This is a genomic window from Phenylobacterium sp. LjRoot97 (assembly GCF_964254345.1).
Classification (GTDB): Bacteria; Pseudomonadota; Alphaproteobacteria; order Caulobacterales; family Caulobacteraceae; genus Phenylobacterium.
In genome coordinates, this window is sequence record NZ_CAXUTH020000002.1 from 159,794 (window position 1) to 172,825 (window position 13,032).

Consider the following 13,032-nt stretch of genomic DNA (forward strand, 5'->3'; position numbering starts at 1 on the left):
GCGGTGGCGCCGAGCACGCGTGCGATGTGGCTGGTCGGGTCGGCGTGCGGGGCGAGCGTCCTGGGGCTGATTGCGGCCACCCAGCTCGCCGCGCATCTGCTCGGCTATCATGCGGCGTTGGGAACGGGCCTTTCGTTGCCGGGCGGCGTGCAGGTCTACGCACCCTGGTCGGTGTTCGTCTGGCAGGGACGCTATGGCGCAGCCTACGGCGGGGTGTTCGACGCCGCGGCGCTTGCCGGGTTGGCGGTGTTTCTGGTTCCGGCAGGTCTCTTTGCAGCGGCCACACGGCGTTTCGTGGCGCGACCCAAGGCGTTCGGGCTGCGCGCGTGGGGCGGCCTCGGCGATGCGCGGAGGGCCGGACTGCTCAACGGTGAAGCTCCGGTAGGCCGGGTGCTCGGGCGTCTCAAGGGTAGGCTGCTCACCTTCAGAAGCGACGAGCACTGCATCATCGTGGGCGCCTCCCGATCCGGGAAGGGCGCGGGCCATGTGGTGCCCACGGTGCTGGCCTGGGACCAGAGCCTCTTCGTCTACGACCGCAAGGGGGAAATCTGGCACATCACGGCCGACCATAGGCGGTCGTTCTCCCACACATTCTACTTCGCACCCACCGACCCCCATACCGCCCGCTGGAACCCGCTCTTCGAGGTCCGGCGCGGCGCGATGGAGACCGCCGACGTGCAGAATATCGTCGGCATCCTGGTCGATCCGATGGGGGCGCGGCAGGGCCATCTCGACTTCTTCGATCAGAGCGCCGCCAACTTCTTCACCGCGCTGATCCTGCACGTCCTCTACACCGCCGCCGACGAGGACAAGAATCTCGCCCATGTCCGCCGGCTGCTGATCGACATCGAAGACACCCTCGACGCCATGCTCGGCTCCAGGCATCGCTGGCGCCCGGACGCGAGCCAGTCGGACGGCCTTGCGCGGGACGCGCAGGGCGAACGCATCGCCGAGGTGCACCCCGAGGTCTGGCTCGGCGCGACGGCGATCAGGAACATGGACCGCCGGGTGCGCTCGAGCGTATTGGCCACGGCCCAGAAGTCTCTGGCGCTCTGGGCCGACCCGCTGGTGGCCTCGGCGACCAGCTGGTCGGACTTCTGCATCGGCGACCTCGCCTGCGCCGAGGCTCCGGTCAGCTTCTATCTGATCACCCCCCAGGCCCACGCCGACCGGCTGGCCTTCCTGGTGCGGGTGATGCTGCGCCAGTCGCTCAACAGCCTTATGGAGACCATCGACGTCGACAGCCGCCGCCGCCCGAAGCACCACAAGGTGCTGCTGATGCTGGACGAGTTTCCCAAACTCGGGGCCCTGCCGTTCCTGGAAAGCGCGCTTGGCGAAATGGCGGGCTACGGTCTCTCGGCGCACCTGATCTGTCAGAGCTTCAACGACGTCTTCAAGCACTATGGCGTGCACACTTCGATCTTCGACAACTGCGCCTTGACTGCGGCCTTCTCGAGCTCCGAGCCCGGCAGCATCGAGCGCATCGTCCGACGCGCCGGACGCGCCCTGGAGATGCGCGAGAGCTACAGCGATCCGCGGCGGCTGTTCGGCGGGGGACACCGCACCCGCAGCCAGTCCGAGACGGAACGTTTCATCCTGGCCGAACAGGACGTGCGCGGGCTCGACGCCGCAAAGCAGTTCCTGTTCGTGAACAACGCCAAGCCGTTTCTGGCCGATAAGCTCAAGTTCTACGAGGAGCCGGCGCTCGCCGCGTTGACTCGCGACTTCTACCACGGGGATCGGGCCTGCCACGCACAGACCCGCCAGACGCTCGACGTGCCCGGTCCGCCGCCGATCGACTGGCTTGGGGTCACCGCGGTCGAGCCTTACCTGCCGCCGCTGCGTGAAGCGGGCGCGCGGCCGGACGATGCGGCGGACGCGGGCCTGCGGGGCCTTAGCATTGCCGATCTGATCTATGCCGATGACGAGTAAGGCGTCGAACACGGCGTCGGGCCAAGCCCTCGAACGCAGGGTGCTGGCCCTGAGGCACGCCATGGGCCCTGTCGTGGCCGCGGCGTTGGCTGATCCAAGCGTCGTCGAGGTGATGGTCAATCCCGATGGCGCGATCTGGATCGAACGAGCTGGTGAAGGCCGGTGCTTCAGCGGCGAGCGGATGGCGGCGGCGGACGCCGACCGCGTTCTGCGGCTGGTGGCCGACCACGCCGGCGAGGTGGTGACGCGCGAGCGACCAATGTTGAGCACCACCCTCCCTGAAACCGGAGACCGCTTCCAGGGCGTCTACATGCCGGTGGTCTCCGCCCCCAGTTTTGCGATCCGCAAACGGCCCGAGCGCATCTTCGGGCTCGACGACTATGTGCGCGCGGGCGCCATGACCGCGGCTCAGGCCGATATCCTGCGCTGCGCTGCGCAGGCCCGCGCCAACATCCTCATTGCGGGCGGAACTGGGGCGGGAAAGACCACCTTGGCCAACGCGGTGCTCGCCCTGCCGGCCTTCGCCGAGGACCGGGTCGTGCTGATCGAGGACACCGCCGAACTTCAGTGCTCGGCGCGCGATCAGATCGCCCTGCTGACCCGCCGCCAGGATCCGCAGGTGAGCCTGGCCGAACTCGTGCGCGCCGCGCTCAGGCTGCGGCCGGACCGCATCGTGATCGGCGAGGTGAGAGACGGCGGGGCGCTTGATCTCCTAAAGGCCTGGAACACCGGCCACCCAGGCGGCCTGGCGACCCTGCACGCCAACAGCGCCGAGGACGCCCTGGGTCGTCTGGAAGACCTGATCGGGGAAGCCGCCGCCGTCGTGCCGAGACGGGCGATCGGCCAGGCCGTGGATCTCATCGCCTTTCTTCGGCGGGCGCCCGGAGGTCGGCGGCTGGAGGGCCTCGTCCGGGTCGAAGGGTGGCGAGCGGGAGGCTACGTCCTGCGGCCCGCCGCGCCGTAGAAACGCCTCAGCGCTTCTGCGGCTACGCGAGGAGCCCGCCTCGACCTAGACTGAGCCCTGGCCCGGTCGCTGCCCGGAGGTCGGCTGCACATGGACGCCTTTCCGATTTCGCGCGATCTGCTCGGCAAGTCCGCTTCCGCCTATGAGCACCTGCGCAGAGCCGTCAGCCGCGGGCAGCTGCGGCCGGGACGGCGATTGTCGGCGACGGGGCTGGCGGCCGCCTTCCGGATCAGCGAGACGCCCGTGCGCGAAGCCCTGCTACGGCTGGCGACCGAGGGGTTCCTGCACTGGGAGCCGAACAAGGGCCACTTCACCAAGCATTTCACCCTGCAGGAGCAGCAGGATCTCCTCGACCTGATCGCGGTCCATCTGCGCGCGGGCCTGGCGGCGGGACGCGGGGAGATGAAGGCGCCGGCGCTCCCTCGCGCCTTGGGCGACGAGGAGGACTTCGATCATGTCGCCGAGCGGTTGGGAGAGTTTGGCATGGCGCTGGCCGCTGGCGGCGGCAATCGGGTGATCGGGCCGCTGATGGCCGTGATGTTCGACCGGACCTGGCTGATCCGGCGGATCGACCTCGACGGCGAGGGGCGCAGGCTCGCGCTCGTGCGGCGCGCTGCGGACCTTCGGGCGGCGATCGACCACGGCCAGGGCGAAGCCGCGGCGGCGATTTTGGACGTGCACTTCAGGGAGCGGCGAGCCCGGCTGCCGCAGCTTATCGAGGCGGCCGACCAAATGGCCGCGGCGGCCACCTATCCCTGAGCGGGGCTTTGGCCTTTGCCGATCCAGAGCCGCCGATAGGGACCAGCGCGTCGAAGCAGCTCCGCAGGAGGGCCCGCCTCGACGATCCGGCCGTCCTCCAGGACCAGGACCCTGTCAGCCCGGGCGGCCATCGAAGGGCTGTGGGTCACGACAAGTCGTGTCGTCGCCGAATGAGCCTGCACGGCGGCCCAGATCGCAGCCTCGCTCGCTGCGTCGAGCGCAGACGTCGCCTCGTCCAGGATCAGCAGCGGGGGCCGTCGAAGCAGGGCGCGCGCGATGACCACGCGCTGTCGCTCGCCACCCGAAAGCAGCATCCCGCGTTCACCCACCGGAGCGTCAAGACCGCCAGGGAGCCGGGCGATCAGGTCCCCGAGGCCGGCGGCCGCGGCCGCAGCGGCTACAGCCTTGGCATCTGGTTGATCGACCCCCAGTGCGATGTTCGCCGCGAGGCTGTCGCTGAGCAGCAGCGGCTGCTGCGGCGCCAGCGCCACCTGCCGCCGCAGAACCGGCAGGCCGAGTTCCGTAATCGGCGTTCCGTCCAGTCGTACAACGCCCCTGTCCGGCGAGGCGAAGCCCAGGATCAATCGCACAATGGCGGACTTTCCGGCTCCCGAGGGGCCGACCAGGGCCACGGTCTCGCCCGGCTGCAGTCGGAAGCTTACCGCCGAGAGCGTCTGGCGCCCCGGCCGGAAGGCGAAGTCCACCCCGTCGAATTCCAGCTTCGCGCCGTTCGGAGGCGATCGTCCCGGCTGCGGCGCCTGCGCCTCCATCGGCATATCCAGGAGCGCGGTCAGCGGCGCCAACTGGGCACGGGCCTGCCCGACGTCGCGCAGGGCGAAGCCCAGCATCTCCATCGGCCTTAGCACGGTGACCAGGAAAGCGCTGACCAGCACGAGATCGCCGATCGAAAGCTCGCCGGCGGCCACGTCGCCCAGGACCAGATGCAAGCTTACAGCGACGGCGGCGGCGAAGACGACGCTCGCGGCCAGGCCGCCTTCGAGGCGGCGGGTCAGCAGCCGGCGCGCATGCCCCTCGGCGGAGACCAGGCCTCGCAAGTAGCGCTCGACATGCAGCTGTTCGGCGGTGCAGGCCTTGAGCGCCTCGATGTTGATCAGGCCGTCGGCCAGCAGACCGCTCGCATCGATCGAGCTGGCGGACAGGCGGCGGGCGGGCGCCAGGAGTCGGCGCGATGCAAAGGCGAAGACCGCGCCATAGACGAGGACGGCGCCCAGCAGGACCCCGGCAAGGCGAGCGCCGAGCTCGGCTCGCAGCATCATCGACCCGACCGTGAGCAGCACGAGCAGAGGGCCGCCTGTCAGCAGCAGATGGCCGAGGATCACCCGCAGTCCAGCTATCGCCTCAACCAGGGCCGCGGCCAGCGATCCGCTCCGTCGCTCCTGATGGGTCGCAAGCGGCAGCCGCAGGAGGCCTTCAAACGAACCGACGGCGAAGGCGCGCACCATGCGCAGTTCGGCGCGGCCGAACGCCAGGGCCTGCGCCTGTTCCGCCAGACGCTGGGCGCCGACCAGCGCGACATAGGCGGCCAGCGCGCCCGCAGCCTTCGGCGGCGCGAGCGTGGCGGCGTCGACGAGGTGTTTGAGGGCGAGCGGCGCAAGCGCGGCGCCTGCGCCGCCGATGCCGACAGCTGCGATTGTGACACTAAGCCAGCCAAGGACGGGTCCGGATAGCGTCGAGCGGATGAGCGACCAAACTGACCCAGACGGGGGGGATCGTTCCGGCGCGGTCAAGGCGCGCCGCCGGGCCACAACTGGCCCATCACCTCTGCTGCAATCGCGGCCGGGTCGCGGCCGCCGTCGTCGTTGACCCTCACCTCCGGCCGCTCGGGCGGCTCGATCGGCAGGTCGACCCCCGGCACCTTGCCGATGCGCCCGGCCAGGGCCGCGGCGACCAGGCCGCGGGGATGGCGACGTGCGATCGTGGCCGGCGAAGCGCCAAGATAGATTTCCCGGTAGCCCGGGATTTCAGCGCGGGCCCAGCCGCGCGCCTGGCGGCACATGGACACGGTGGCGCAGACGACGTCATGGCCCTGCTGGGAGAACTCGCGGCAAAGACGCGCATAGACCATGGCCATGAGCCGGCGGTCGGCAAGGCCGTAGCCGAGCCGAACGGACGTGATCGGCCTGATCCGGTCTCCGTCGAGTTCCACCACGGAGCGGCCGGCGGCTCGCAGGCGCGACGCCATGAACCGCGCGAGCGTGGACTTTCCGGCCCCTGAAAGGCCGGTGACCCAGTAGACGTCGCCCTGTCGCGGTCGTTGTTCCATCGCCTGCTCCAAGCGCGCGGAAGGAGGCTCAATGGGGCGCGGCGGCGGCGGAGGGCGAGGGCTATATTCTATGAGACGGCGGGCTCCATGGCGGGTTCGACGGCGGCGGAGGCCTGAGCCATGGCCACCAGGGGCGTCTGCAGATGCACCGGCAGCGCGATGAACGCAGCCATCAGTTCGGGTCCGCCCGGACTGGCCATCAGTCGTTCCACATGGGCGCGGGCCGAAGGGTCGAGGCGTGCGACATCGACGGGCGTCGGCAGGCCTTCATAGAGATCGCCGACCCACACGCCGAGCGCGCCGGCGATCTCGTAGAGCATCGAGACGCTAATCCGGTTGGCGCCCGTCTCGTACTTCTGCATCTGCTGATGTGTGACGCCGAGCGCCGCGGCCAGCCCCTCGAGGCTCAGTCGCAGCGCCTTGCGGCGTTCGCGAATCCGTCCACCTACGTGGAGATCCACGTAATGCGGGCTCTCGCCCCGCGGCCGTCTGGCCATCTGATGCATTCCCCATGCTTCGCCGCGCTTGCCCGCAACGAAGCCGGGCGGTTCGATACGTGCGAAGCACCGGGGTGAGCACGCCCCTCGTATTCCCGCGTCGGAGCCTTGGGTCGCTCCAGTCGCGGTCTTTTATTTCGCGGGCCGCCCGACAAGGTCGGGGAAAGATCTCCAGCGCTTCCAGTCACGCATTGCGCGGGAGGCCGGCGGTATCGAGCCGCGAGCCTCACCTGGATCATGGTCGAAGCGGTGGCGCTTGTACAGCGCTTTGCGCGGATAAATTGAATAATGCGTAATTCAATTCAAGAAAGAAAACCCTCCAATTCCGCCGGACGCGCGCAATAGTCCGGATGTGTCTTGCAGAGGTATCAATCAAAAATGCAGAAAGATGCGCGGGAGCCGCGCAAATAGAAGTATACCGCGTATCAATTGGAAGAACCAAGGCCTGCCGACTTGACGAGGCGCGGACGTAATTCTGAGGTTCGCGCAACAGTACAGTCTTAAGCGGTCCCCATATGTCCGTGCTTGATCGCGCCGAACCAATCGACCTCCGGGCCTCGTCCCTGGACGGGCGCTACCGGCGTTGTTTGATGACCTACTTTCTCAATCGCGTACGTCACCGCGCCGACGCGGAGGATCTGACCCAGCAAACCTTTCTGCGGGTGCTCGCGGCCGATCGGTCCGAGGTGTTTCACCCCAAGGCCTTCGTATTCCGCGTGGCGGCCAATCTGCTCACCGATCGAGCTCGCGATCAGATCCGGCGCAACACTGGCCGCACCTGGAGCCTGGACGACGAGACGGTCATCGCCGTTCCGTCCGACAACGTGACGCCCGAACGGATCCTGCTGGCCCGAGATGACGTGGACCGTGCGCTCGAGGCGCTGGCCGAACTCAAGCCCACGACCTGCGAGGTCTTCGTGCTCTTTCGATTGGAGTGCCTCCCACAAAGGGAGATCGCTCGGCGCCTCGGGCTGACCCGGGCCGCCGTCGAAAAGCATGTCATGCGGGCCTCGGCGCACTTGGTGCGCCGCATTGAGGGGACCGCAGACGGCCAAGTCGGTGCGAAGCTTGGCAGGCGCTGACCTGAGTGAGCGTGCTGGGACGCCCGGTCCTAGCCCGCCGCCAGCAAGCCAGGCAGTTCCGGCAGTAGTTCCCGAGCCAGAAAGCCGGTTTCCGCGACCGTCTGCGAAAGCCGCCGTCCGGCCGCGGCATGGACGCAGACGCCCCAGGCCGTGGCGTTCAGAGGCGAGGCGCCCTGCGCAAGCAGTCCGCCGATCAGCCCGGCGAGGACATCTCCGGATCCCGAGGTCGCCAGGCCGACGACGCCTTGCCGGTGCAGCCAGGCCTTTCCGTTCGGCGTCACCACCAAAGTCTCGGCCCCTTTCAGCGCCACCACCACCTGCATCGCTTCGGCGACGCGGCGTGCGGCGCCGAGCCGATCGGCTTCCACCTCTTCAAGCCGCCACCCGAGCAGAGCCGCCATCTCGCCCAAATGCGGCGTAATCGCCACGCGCCCCTCATGCCCCTCCAGCGGGCGGCTGGCGTCCAGGCCCGTCAGGGCGCCGGCGTCGATCAGCAGCTGCGCCGCAGAAGCCTCGTGCGCCAAGCCGCGCGTGAGCGCAGCGCCTACCGCCTCGTCCATGACGCCCGGTCCCACGACGATCGCGTCCGCGCGCGCGGCGAGCGGCGCGAGAACCTTGACGGCCTCAGGCGCAAGCTCGCCGTCGTCGGAACTCGGGACGGTGATGACGGCGGCCTCCGGCAGCGCCGCCGACAGCGTTCCGGCGAAGCGTGAAGCCGCCGCCACCTGCACCTTGCCAGCGCCCGACCGATAGGCGGCGAGGGCCGCGAGCTGGACCGCTCCGGGACCCCACCGTCCGCCCCCCACCACCAGCACCCGCCCGCGGGCGTTCTTGTCGGTCTGGACCGGCGGGGCCGGCAGCGGAAAGCCGGAGAGGTCGCTATAGCTCAAGGGCTCTGGCGCGCTCATCGGGCGGCGACGGGTGCGTCTGGCGCGGCGGTCACCGGCGCGCCCGCGTCGCGGAGCGGCGCAGTGACGTTGTAGGCGATCAGCTTCAAGGCGCCGTCCGGCCCGGCGTCGGGATCGAACCCATACTCCGTCACCCCGCAATTGACGACGTCACCACGTGCGTCGATCGCCAGGATCTCCTCTTCGGTGAGGTTTTCGATCAGGTAGCGCAAGCAAAGCACCACGACCTGGTGGGCGACGATCAGGACGTTGCAGCCGCCATAGTGCAGGCCGATCGTGTCGAGCATGCTGCGAAGGCGCAGAATGACGTCGCACCAGCTCTCGCCGCCAGGCGGACGGTGATAAAACTTCCCCATCACCCGGCGGGCCTCGGCCTGTTCGGGAAAGAGTTCGGCGATCCCGGCGGAGGTGAGGCGGTCAAGCACGCCGAATTCACGCTCGCGCAACCGCTCGTCGATCACCCGGTGGCAGCGCGTCGACTGGAAGCCTCCGCGTTCTGCGGCGAGCGCCGCGGTGCTGCGCGCCCGCACATAGGGTGAGGTCAGAACGATGTTGGGGCGCTCTGGCTCGCGGTTCGCCGCGAACCAGTCGCCGAGTGCTCGGGCCTGTTCCTGGCCGCGTTCGCTCAACGGCACGTCGACGTCACGCTCTTCGATGAATATGCGCGAGGCGCCGGCGGCATGCGCCGCGTCGCGGGCCACGTTGCCTGCGCTTTCTCCGTGCCTGACGATCCATAAACGCTTGGGCCAGCTGGACTGCATTTTGCCCCAACGCGGCAGGAGCCTGATGGCTCCGACCAATCCGTCGCCAGGACGCGCCGTTGCGACAAGGCGGAGGTTGTTTAACATAGGATAGTAACACCTTATTTTTGTTCGCGATTTGCCCAGCGTGGTGGAACTGCGAGCCAGCGTCTGGCTTTCCTTCGCGGCATGGCGAGGACGGCGATGAGCGCAGCGGGTGTGACATCGGGAGGTCGGCAGGCGCGGGCGCCGCGACTTGGTCAGCGGCATGTTGCAGACGGCTGTGGCGTGGCGCGGAGGGGCCGGTGATACCGCGGAGCCTGCGCCTAGTGGATGGTGGCCGCGTCCAACACACGGCCTATCGCGAGCAGTGGCTCACTAACCTGGCGGTGATGCTTCGGCCCTGGTTCGAGGCTCGCGGGTTGGAGATACCTCTGCGGATCCGCCTGGGTGTCGGTTCATTGTCGAGCAGCCGGCGCGTTCTGGGAGTCTGTCATACCTGGGCCGACCGTGACGGCTTCCGCCACATCACCATCTCGCCGTTCATCGACAATCCGGTGCTAGTCGCTGCGGTGCTCGTTCACGAACTGCTTCACGCCATTCTGCCAGAAGACGAGATCCACGGCCGCCGCTTTGCTGACGCCGCTCGGGCCGTGGGGCTGCTCTCGCCGGTCACCCAGGTCGAGGCGGGTCCGGAACTCATGTCTCACCTGGTGGAACTGGTGAGGAGGGCGGGTCCTTATCCTCACAAGGCGCCGGCCGACCCTGACCTCGTCATGAGCGCGAGGCGGAGCTTGGCCTGACGCGCCATGGCCGGGCGGCGGGGGGATCCGACCGCCCGGCCTCTCGCGTTTTTCAGATTTTGGCGTCGCCGGTCTTGCCGGGCTGGATCGCGCCGGTGTCGACCCCAGTCGCCAGCCCGCCGCGATCATCCTTCTTCGGATCGACCGGGGTTGGCTTCAGTTGATCGTCGCCCTTGGGCTGGGGGGCGGCGGCGCCTTCGCGTTCGCGGTTGTCGGTTTCTTCGCTCATCAGGAATCTCCTCGGTACTTCAAACTCAACCCCGCCTGAGAAGGTCGGTTCCGAGGGCGTCCAAGGTCATCGCGGCGCATTGACCAGAAGTGAGCGGGGGCGGGAGAAGTCGTGACGTTCACGTCCGACACGACCCTCCCTCGCGTCACCCGGCGACCGCGTCCTTGAGCGCCTTGGCGGCGGTGAAGCCAACCTTCTTGGAGGCGGCGATGTCGATGGCCGCGCCAGTAGCCGGGTTGCGGCCGGTCCGCGCGGGCCTGTCCTGGACCTTGAATTTGCCAAAGCCCGGCAGATTGACTTCGTCGCCTTTTACGAGGGCGTCACGCACAGCGCCCAGCAGGCTGTCGACAGCGTCGCGGGCCTGGGCCTTGGTGAGCTTGCCGTCGGCGGCGAGGCGCTCGGCCAGATCGGTGATGTTCATTCAGTCGCTCCACTCGGAATCATTCGATCAGCGAACCATCGACGCGCCAGGGCGCAGTGTCCATGGAAGTTGGCTCCGCGCATAAGCACGCCCGCCTGCTGGCGCAGGCGGGCGTGCTGCAGTGCGTTCGGGCGCCGCTGAGGGCTTAGCGCGCGCTCGTCAAGCCAGACCAGGGCGCGCGGGCGGGGTTCAGACCGGCCTGGAGGCTCCGAGTTCATCCTTGGCCGCGTCGACGCTGGATCGGACGACAGCTTCCGCCTTCTCCACCAGGGATCCGCCTTCGCCTGAAAGCCCTTGGTTGTCGGCTTCGGCCTTCGCCGCTTCCAGAGCGGCCTCGCCGGAAGCGCGCAGGTTGCTGGCCGCCGCCACGAGCTTATCGCCCCCTGCCTTCATCAGGTCGTCCCTTGCCGCTCCGAAGGTCCTGTCCTCGAGCGGGGTCGAGGGCAAAGCCGCGCCCACAGCCACCCCGACCGCCAGGCCCAGCGCCCCGATGATCAGCGGCTCCTGCTGCAGGATGTCCTCGAAGGTGCGAGCCGCCTTGCGACCGGCGGCCCCCGCCTGGTCACCCAGTCCGTGCGCGCCGGCCACTGCATGATCGGCAGCGTCGCCAAGGGCGTCTTTGGTTTTGGACGCCGCGCCGGCCAAGGCGTCCTTGGCGCTCGCTGCGGCGTGGCCGACCTTATCGGCGACACCGCCAGCGGCCTCCGAAAGGCCGGTGGACGGAGGGCTCGCATCATACGGCGTCGGTTGACCGCTCTGATAGGCGGTGGCTGCGCCGTCGCCTGACGGGTGGGTGCTCTTGCCCATCATCAGCCAGGCCATCCCAGCGCCGATCATGGCTAGCGCCATAGGATTCTCACGAACCTGGGCGCCGAGATTGCCCATCATCTCGCCGGCGCCGCCGCCTTTGAAGCTTCGGCTGATCTCGTCGATCATCTGCCCCGGGCTCATCTTTTCCTTCAGCGCATCGACCGTCCGGTCAAGGTCGTCGCGCGCGGATTCCACTTCACGTTCGATGTCTTCGGAAGACCGGGTCATGTCACCTGTTCCTTGGCGAGTTGAGCGTCCTTCTCCACCTGGCGGAGGCTGCGCTCGGGCGTGAGCTGACGGGGGGCGGCGGACTTGGCGCCGGCCCGCACGAGAATGAGGCCGAGCACGGCCACGGCCGTGCCGACGATGAGCGAGGCCCATCCGGCGCCGACGACCTTGGCTAAAGCAATCACCACGGCCTGCAGCAGGATCAGCAGCGCCACCATCAGGCAGATGGCGCCGGCCGCCATTTCGCCGGACGCCTTGACGAGTTGCGCCAGCTTTTCGGAGACCTCGGCGCGCACAAGTTCCGACTCCTTGCGCAGGAGCCCGGTGAGGTCGCTCGAGAGATCGCCGAGCAGTTGCGGGAGGGACCTGGTTTCAGGTTCGGCCATCATTGCGTCTCCCTGCTGGGGGCGTTGTCCGGAGGAAAGGCTTCCTGTTCGAGCGAACTGGTCTCGTCGACGCCGGCGCTCGCCTCAAACGTCCTGGCTTCGGACTGAGGCGTCGCCGCCGGTGTGGCGTTGTCGTGATGCGCCGAGCTGCGGGCGAACCGCCCGATCGCCAGGCCGGCCAGGACCGCGCCGGCCACGAAGGCCGTCGGGTTGGTGCGGCCAAGTTCACGGGCCGAATGCAACATCTGCTCGGGGCTCTTGCCGGCGAGGGTGCGCGTAAACGACTGCAACCCATCCGCTGCCTGGCCGGCGAGCTGAGCTGCGAAGGTCTGGTCCTGCCTGCCCAGTTCATCCCCGGCCTGTCGGATCGCGTCGGCGAACACGCCGAGCGCGTCCGCCACTTCGGACGTCTTCTCCTCCACCTTTTCAGAGACCTGCTCTTTGGTGCGCTCGGCGAAATGCGCGGCCTCACCGCGGACAGCCGCGCCGGCCTCCCCGAGCTTCTCACGCGCTTCAGCGACCTGGCCTCGGGCCTCGTTTCGATCGTCCTGATTTGGAGCGCCGCCGCCCGCGCCCGTTTCCGGATAAATACTCGACATCGCCTTCTCCTCCGGGGGGCCGACCCTAGGTCAGACCCAGGAATGACAGGACCGCGAGAACGACGACGACTAGTCCGACCAGATAGATGATGCTGTTCATGCTCGCAGGTCCCTTGTTGGACACTTCTCAAGCGATCACAGGGGGTTGGGTTCCTATGGCGTCGCTTGGGAAATGCAGCTTTTTTTGCCCGAACCCGAACTTGTGAAGTTGCGTCGACCGGGGGCCGAGACCGGAAGGGTTTCCCAGGAGGTGTTCGCTCAGCAGCCGGGCGAGTGGAAGCAGGTGGGGCACCGGTCGAAAGGATGCCGATCCCGGGCTGAGATCGGCCCGAGCCCTTGCCTTCCAGGATGTGGTCCTCGGCTGCGCCGGACGACAAAGCTGCGACACGT

Annotated in this window: 15 protein-coding genes; 5 read left to right on the plus strand and 10 right to left on the minus strand. The window is 68.2% G+C overall.

The features are described from left to right. The first annotated feature begins 3 nt into the window (after positions 1 to 3). From ACSQ2H_RS22875 to ACSQ2H_RS22885, 3 genes are all read left to right on the plus strand, one after another. Positions 4 to 1,932, plus strand: coding sequence for a type IV secretory system conjugative DNA transfer family protein (locus tag ACSQ2H_RS22875; RefSeq protein ID WP_436063747.1), 1,929 nt, complete (start codon positions 4 to 6; stop codon positions 1,930 to 1,932). Beyond that, positions 1,922 to 2,896 carry a P-type conjugative transfer ATPase TrbB gene (trbB, locus tag ACSQ2H_RS22880; protein ID WP_436063748.1) on the plus strand — a complete coding sequence of 325 codons (975 nt, stop codon included), beginning with the start codon at positions 1,922 to 1,924 and terminating at the stop codon, positions 2,894 to 2,896. Before ACSQ2H_RS22875 ends, trbB begins: the two co-directional genes overlap by 11 nt. Before the next feature lie 90 nt (positions 2,897 to 2,986). Continuing rightward, complete coding sequence (locus tag ACSQ2H_RS22885) at positions 2,987 to 3,655, plus strand: GntR family transcriptional regulator (protein WP_436063749.1); 669 nt, start codon at positions 2,987 to 2,989, stop codon at positions 3,653 to 3,655. On the opposite strand, the gene ACSQ2H_RS22890 is transcribed toward ACSQ2H_RS22885, so the two are convergent. From ACSQ2H_RS22890 to ACSQ2H_RS22900, 3 genes are all read right to left on the minus strand, one after another. Further along, positions 3,646 to 5,403: an ABC transporter ATP-binding protein gene (locus ACSQ2H_RS22890; RefSeq protein ID WP_436063750.1), complete on the minus strand. Its 1,758-nt coding sequence runs from the start codon at positions 5,401 to 5,403 to the stop codon at positions 3,646 to 3,648. The two genes, ACSQ2H_RS22885 and ACSQ2H_RS22890, sit on opposite strands and share 10 nt — an antisense overlap. Then, positions 5,400 to 5,939: an adenylyl-sulfate kinase gene (locus ACSQ2H_RS22895; RefSeq protein WP_436063751.1), complete on the minus strand. Its 540-nt coding sequence runs from the start codon at positions 5,937 to 5,939 to the stop codon at positions 5,400 to 5,402. Before ACSQ2H_RS22895 ends, ACSQ2H_RS22890 begins: the two co-directional genes overlap by 4 nt. A gap of 68 nt (positions 5,940 to 6,007) precedes the next feature. Beyond that, positions 6,008 to 6,400, minus strand: a complete 393-nt coding sequence (locus tag ACSQ2H_RS22900; protein WP_436063752.1) for a helix-turn-helix domain-containing protein — start codon at positions 6,398 to 6,400, stop codon at positions 6,008 to 6,010. A 551-nt stretch (positions 6,401 to 6,951) separates the two neighbouring features. On the opposite strand from ACSQ2H_RS22900, the gene ACSQ2H_RS22905 reads away from it, so the two are divergent. Then, positions 6,952 to 7,518 carry an RNA polymerase sigma factor gene (locus tag ACSQ2H_RS22905; protein WP_436063753.1) on the plus strand — a complete coding sequence of 189 codons (567 nt, stop codon included), beginning with the start codon at positions 6,952 to 6,954 and terminating at the stop codon, positions 7,516 to 7,518. Positions 7,519 to 7,547: 29 nt separating this feature from the next. On the opposite strand, the gene ACSQ2H_RS22910 is transcribed toward ACSQ2H_RS22905, so the two are convergent. Next, complete coding sequence (locus ACSQ2H_RS22910; RefSeq protein WP_436063754.1) at positions 7,548 to 8,408, minus strand: NAD(P)H-hydrate dehydratase; 861 nt, start codon at positions 8,406 to 8,408, stop codon at positions 7,548 to 7,550. A 14-nt stretch (positions 8,409 to 8,422) separates the two neighbouring features. Continuing rightward, entirely contained in the window at positions 8,423 to 9,436 is a 1,014-nt protein-coding gene (locus ACSQ2H_RS22915; protein ID WP_436063755.1) for a histidine phosphatase family protein, read from the minus strand. Between the two features lie 59 nt (positions 9,437 to 9,495). Between ACSQ2H_RS22915 and ACSQ2H_RS22920 the strand changes: the two genes are divergently transcribed. Then, on the plus strand, positions 9,496 to 9,969 hold the full coding sequence (locus tag ACSQ2H_RS22920) for a hypothetical protein (RefSeq protein WP_436063756.1): 474 nt from the start codon (positions 9,496 to 9,498) through the stop codon (positions 9,967 to 9,969). Positions 9,970 to 10,021: 52 nt separating this feature from the next. Here ACSQ2H_RS22920 and ACSQ2H_RS22925 read toward each other — a convergent pair whose 3' ends face one another. The 5 genes from ACSQ2H_RS22925 to ACSQ2H_RS22945 form a co-directional block, all read right to left on the minus strand. Continuing rightward, complete coding sequence (locus tag ACSQ2H_RS22925; RefSeq protein ID WP_436063757.1) at positions 10,022 to 10,198, minus strand: hypothetical protein; 177 nt, start codon at positions 10,196 to 10,198, stop codon at positions 10,022 to 10,024. A 145-nt stretch (positions 10,199 to 10,343) separates the two neighbouring features. After that, the gene (locus ACSQ2H_RS22930) at positions 10,344 to 10,619 is read right to left on the minus strand and encodes an HU family DNA-binding protein (RefSeq protein WP_436063758.1); all 276 of its coding nucleotides are present in this window, start codon (positions 10,617 to 10,619) and stop codon (positions 10,344 to 10,346) included. Between the two features lie 189 nt (positions 10,620 to 10,808). Then, a complete protein-coding gene (locus ACSQ2H_RS22935; RefSeq protein WP_436063759.1) occupies positions 10,809 to 11,657 on the minus strand; it encodes a DUF3618 domain-containing protein in 849 nt (282 codons plus the stop codon). Next, on the minus strand, positions 11,654 to 12,043 hold the full coding sequence (locus ACSQ2H_RS22940; protein WP_436063760.1) for a phage holin family protein: 390 nt from the start codon (positions 12,041 to 12,043) through the stop codon (positions 11,654 to 11,656). The genes ACSQ2H_RS22935 and ACSQ2H_RS22940 overlap by 4 nt, the downstream gene beginning before the upstream one ends. After that, positions 12,043 to 12,642 (minus strand): hypothetical protein, encoded by a 600-nt coding sequence (locus ACSQ2H_RS22945; RefSeq protein WP_436063761.1) that lies wholly within the window; start codon positions 12,640 to 12,642, stop codon positions 12,043 to 12,045. The genes ACSQ2H_RS22940 and ACSQ2H_RS22945 overlap by 1 nt, the downstream gene beginning before the upstream one ends. Positions 12,643 to 13,032: the final 390 nt, after the last annotated feature.

What these genes read in the sequence shown, in the direction of transcription:
- ACSQ2H_RS22905 (WP_436063753.1), top strand. Translation starts at nt 6,952, where the DNA reads ATGTCCGTGCTTGATCGCGCCGAACCAATCGACCTCCGGGCCTCGTCC.
- ACSQ2H_RS22915 (WP_436063755.1), bottom strand. Translation starts at nt 9,436, where the DNA reads ATGCCGCTGACCAAGTCGCGGCGCCCGCGCCTGCCGACCTCCCGATGT.
- trbB (WP_436063748.1), top strand. Translation starts at nt 1,922, where the DNA reads ATGACGAGTAAGGCGTCGAACACGGCGTCGGGCCAAGCCCTCGAACGC.
- ACSQ2H_RS22885 (WP_436063749.1), top strand. Translation starts at nt 2,987, where the DNA reads ATGGACGCCTTTCCGATTTCGCGCGATCTGCTCGGCAAGTCCGCTTCC.
- ACSQ2H_RS22945 (WP_436063761.1), bottom strand. Translation starts at nt 12,642, where the DNA reads ATGTCGAGTATTTATCCGGAAACGGGCGCGGGCGGCGGCGCTCCAAAT.
- ACSQ2H_RS22925 (WP_436063757.1), bottom strand. Translation starts at nt 10,198, where the DNA reads ATGAGCGAAGAAACCGACAACCGCGAACGCGAAGGCGCCGCCGCCCCC.
- ACSQ2H_RS22935 (WP_436063759.1), bottom strand. Translation starts at nt 11,657, where the DNA reads ATGACCCGGTCTTCCGAAGACATCGAACGTGAAGTGGAATCCGCGCGC.
- ACSQ2H_RS22930 (WP_436063758.1), bottom strand. Translation starts at nt 10,619, where the DNA reads ATGAACATCACCGATCTGGCCGAGCGCCTCGCCGCCGACGGCAAGCTC.
- ACSQ2H_RS22940 (WP_436063760.1), bottom strand. Translation starts at nt 12,043, where the DNA reads ATGGCCGAACCTGAAACCAGGTCCCTCCCGCAACTGCTCGGCGATCTC.
- ACSQ2H_RS22895 (WP_436063751.1), bottom strand. Translation starts at nt 5,939, where the DNA reads ATGGAACAACGACCGCGACAGGGCGACGTCTACTGGGTCACCGGCCTT.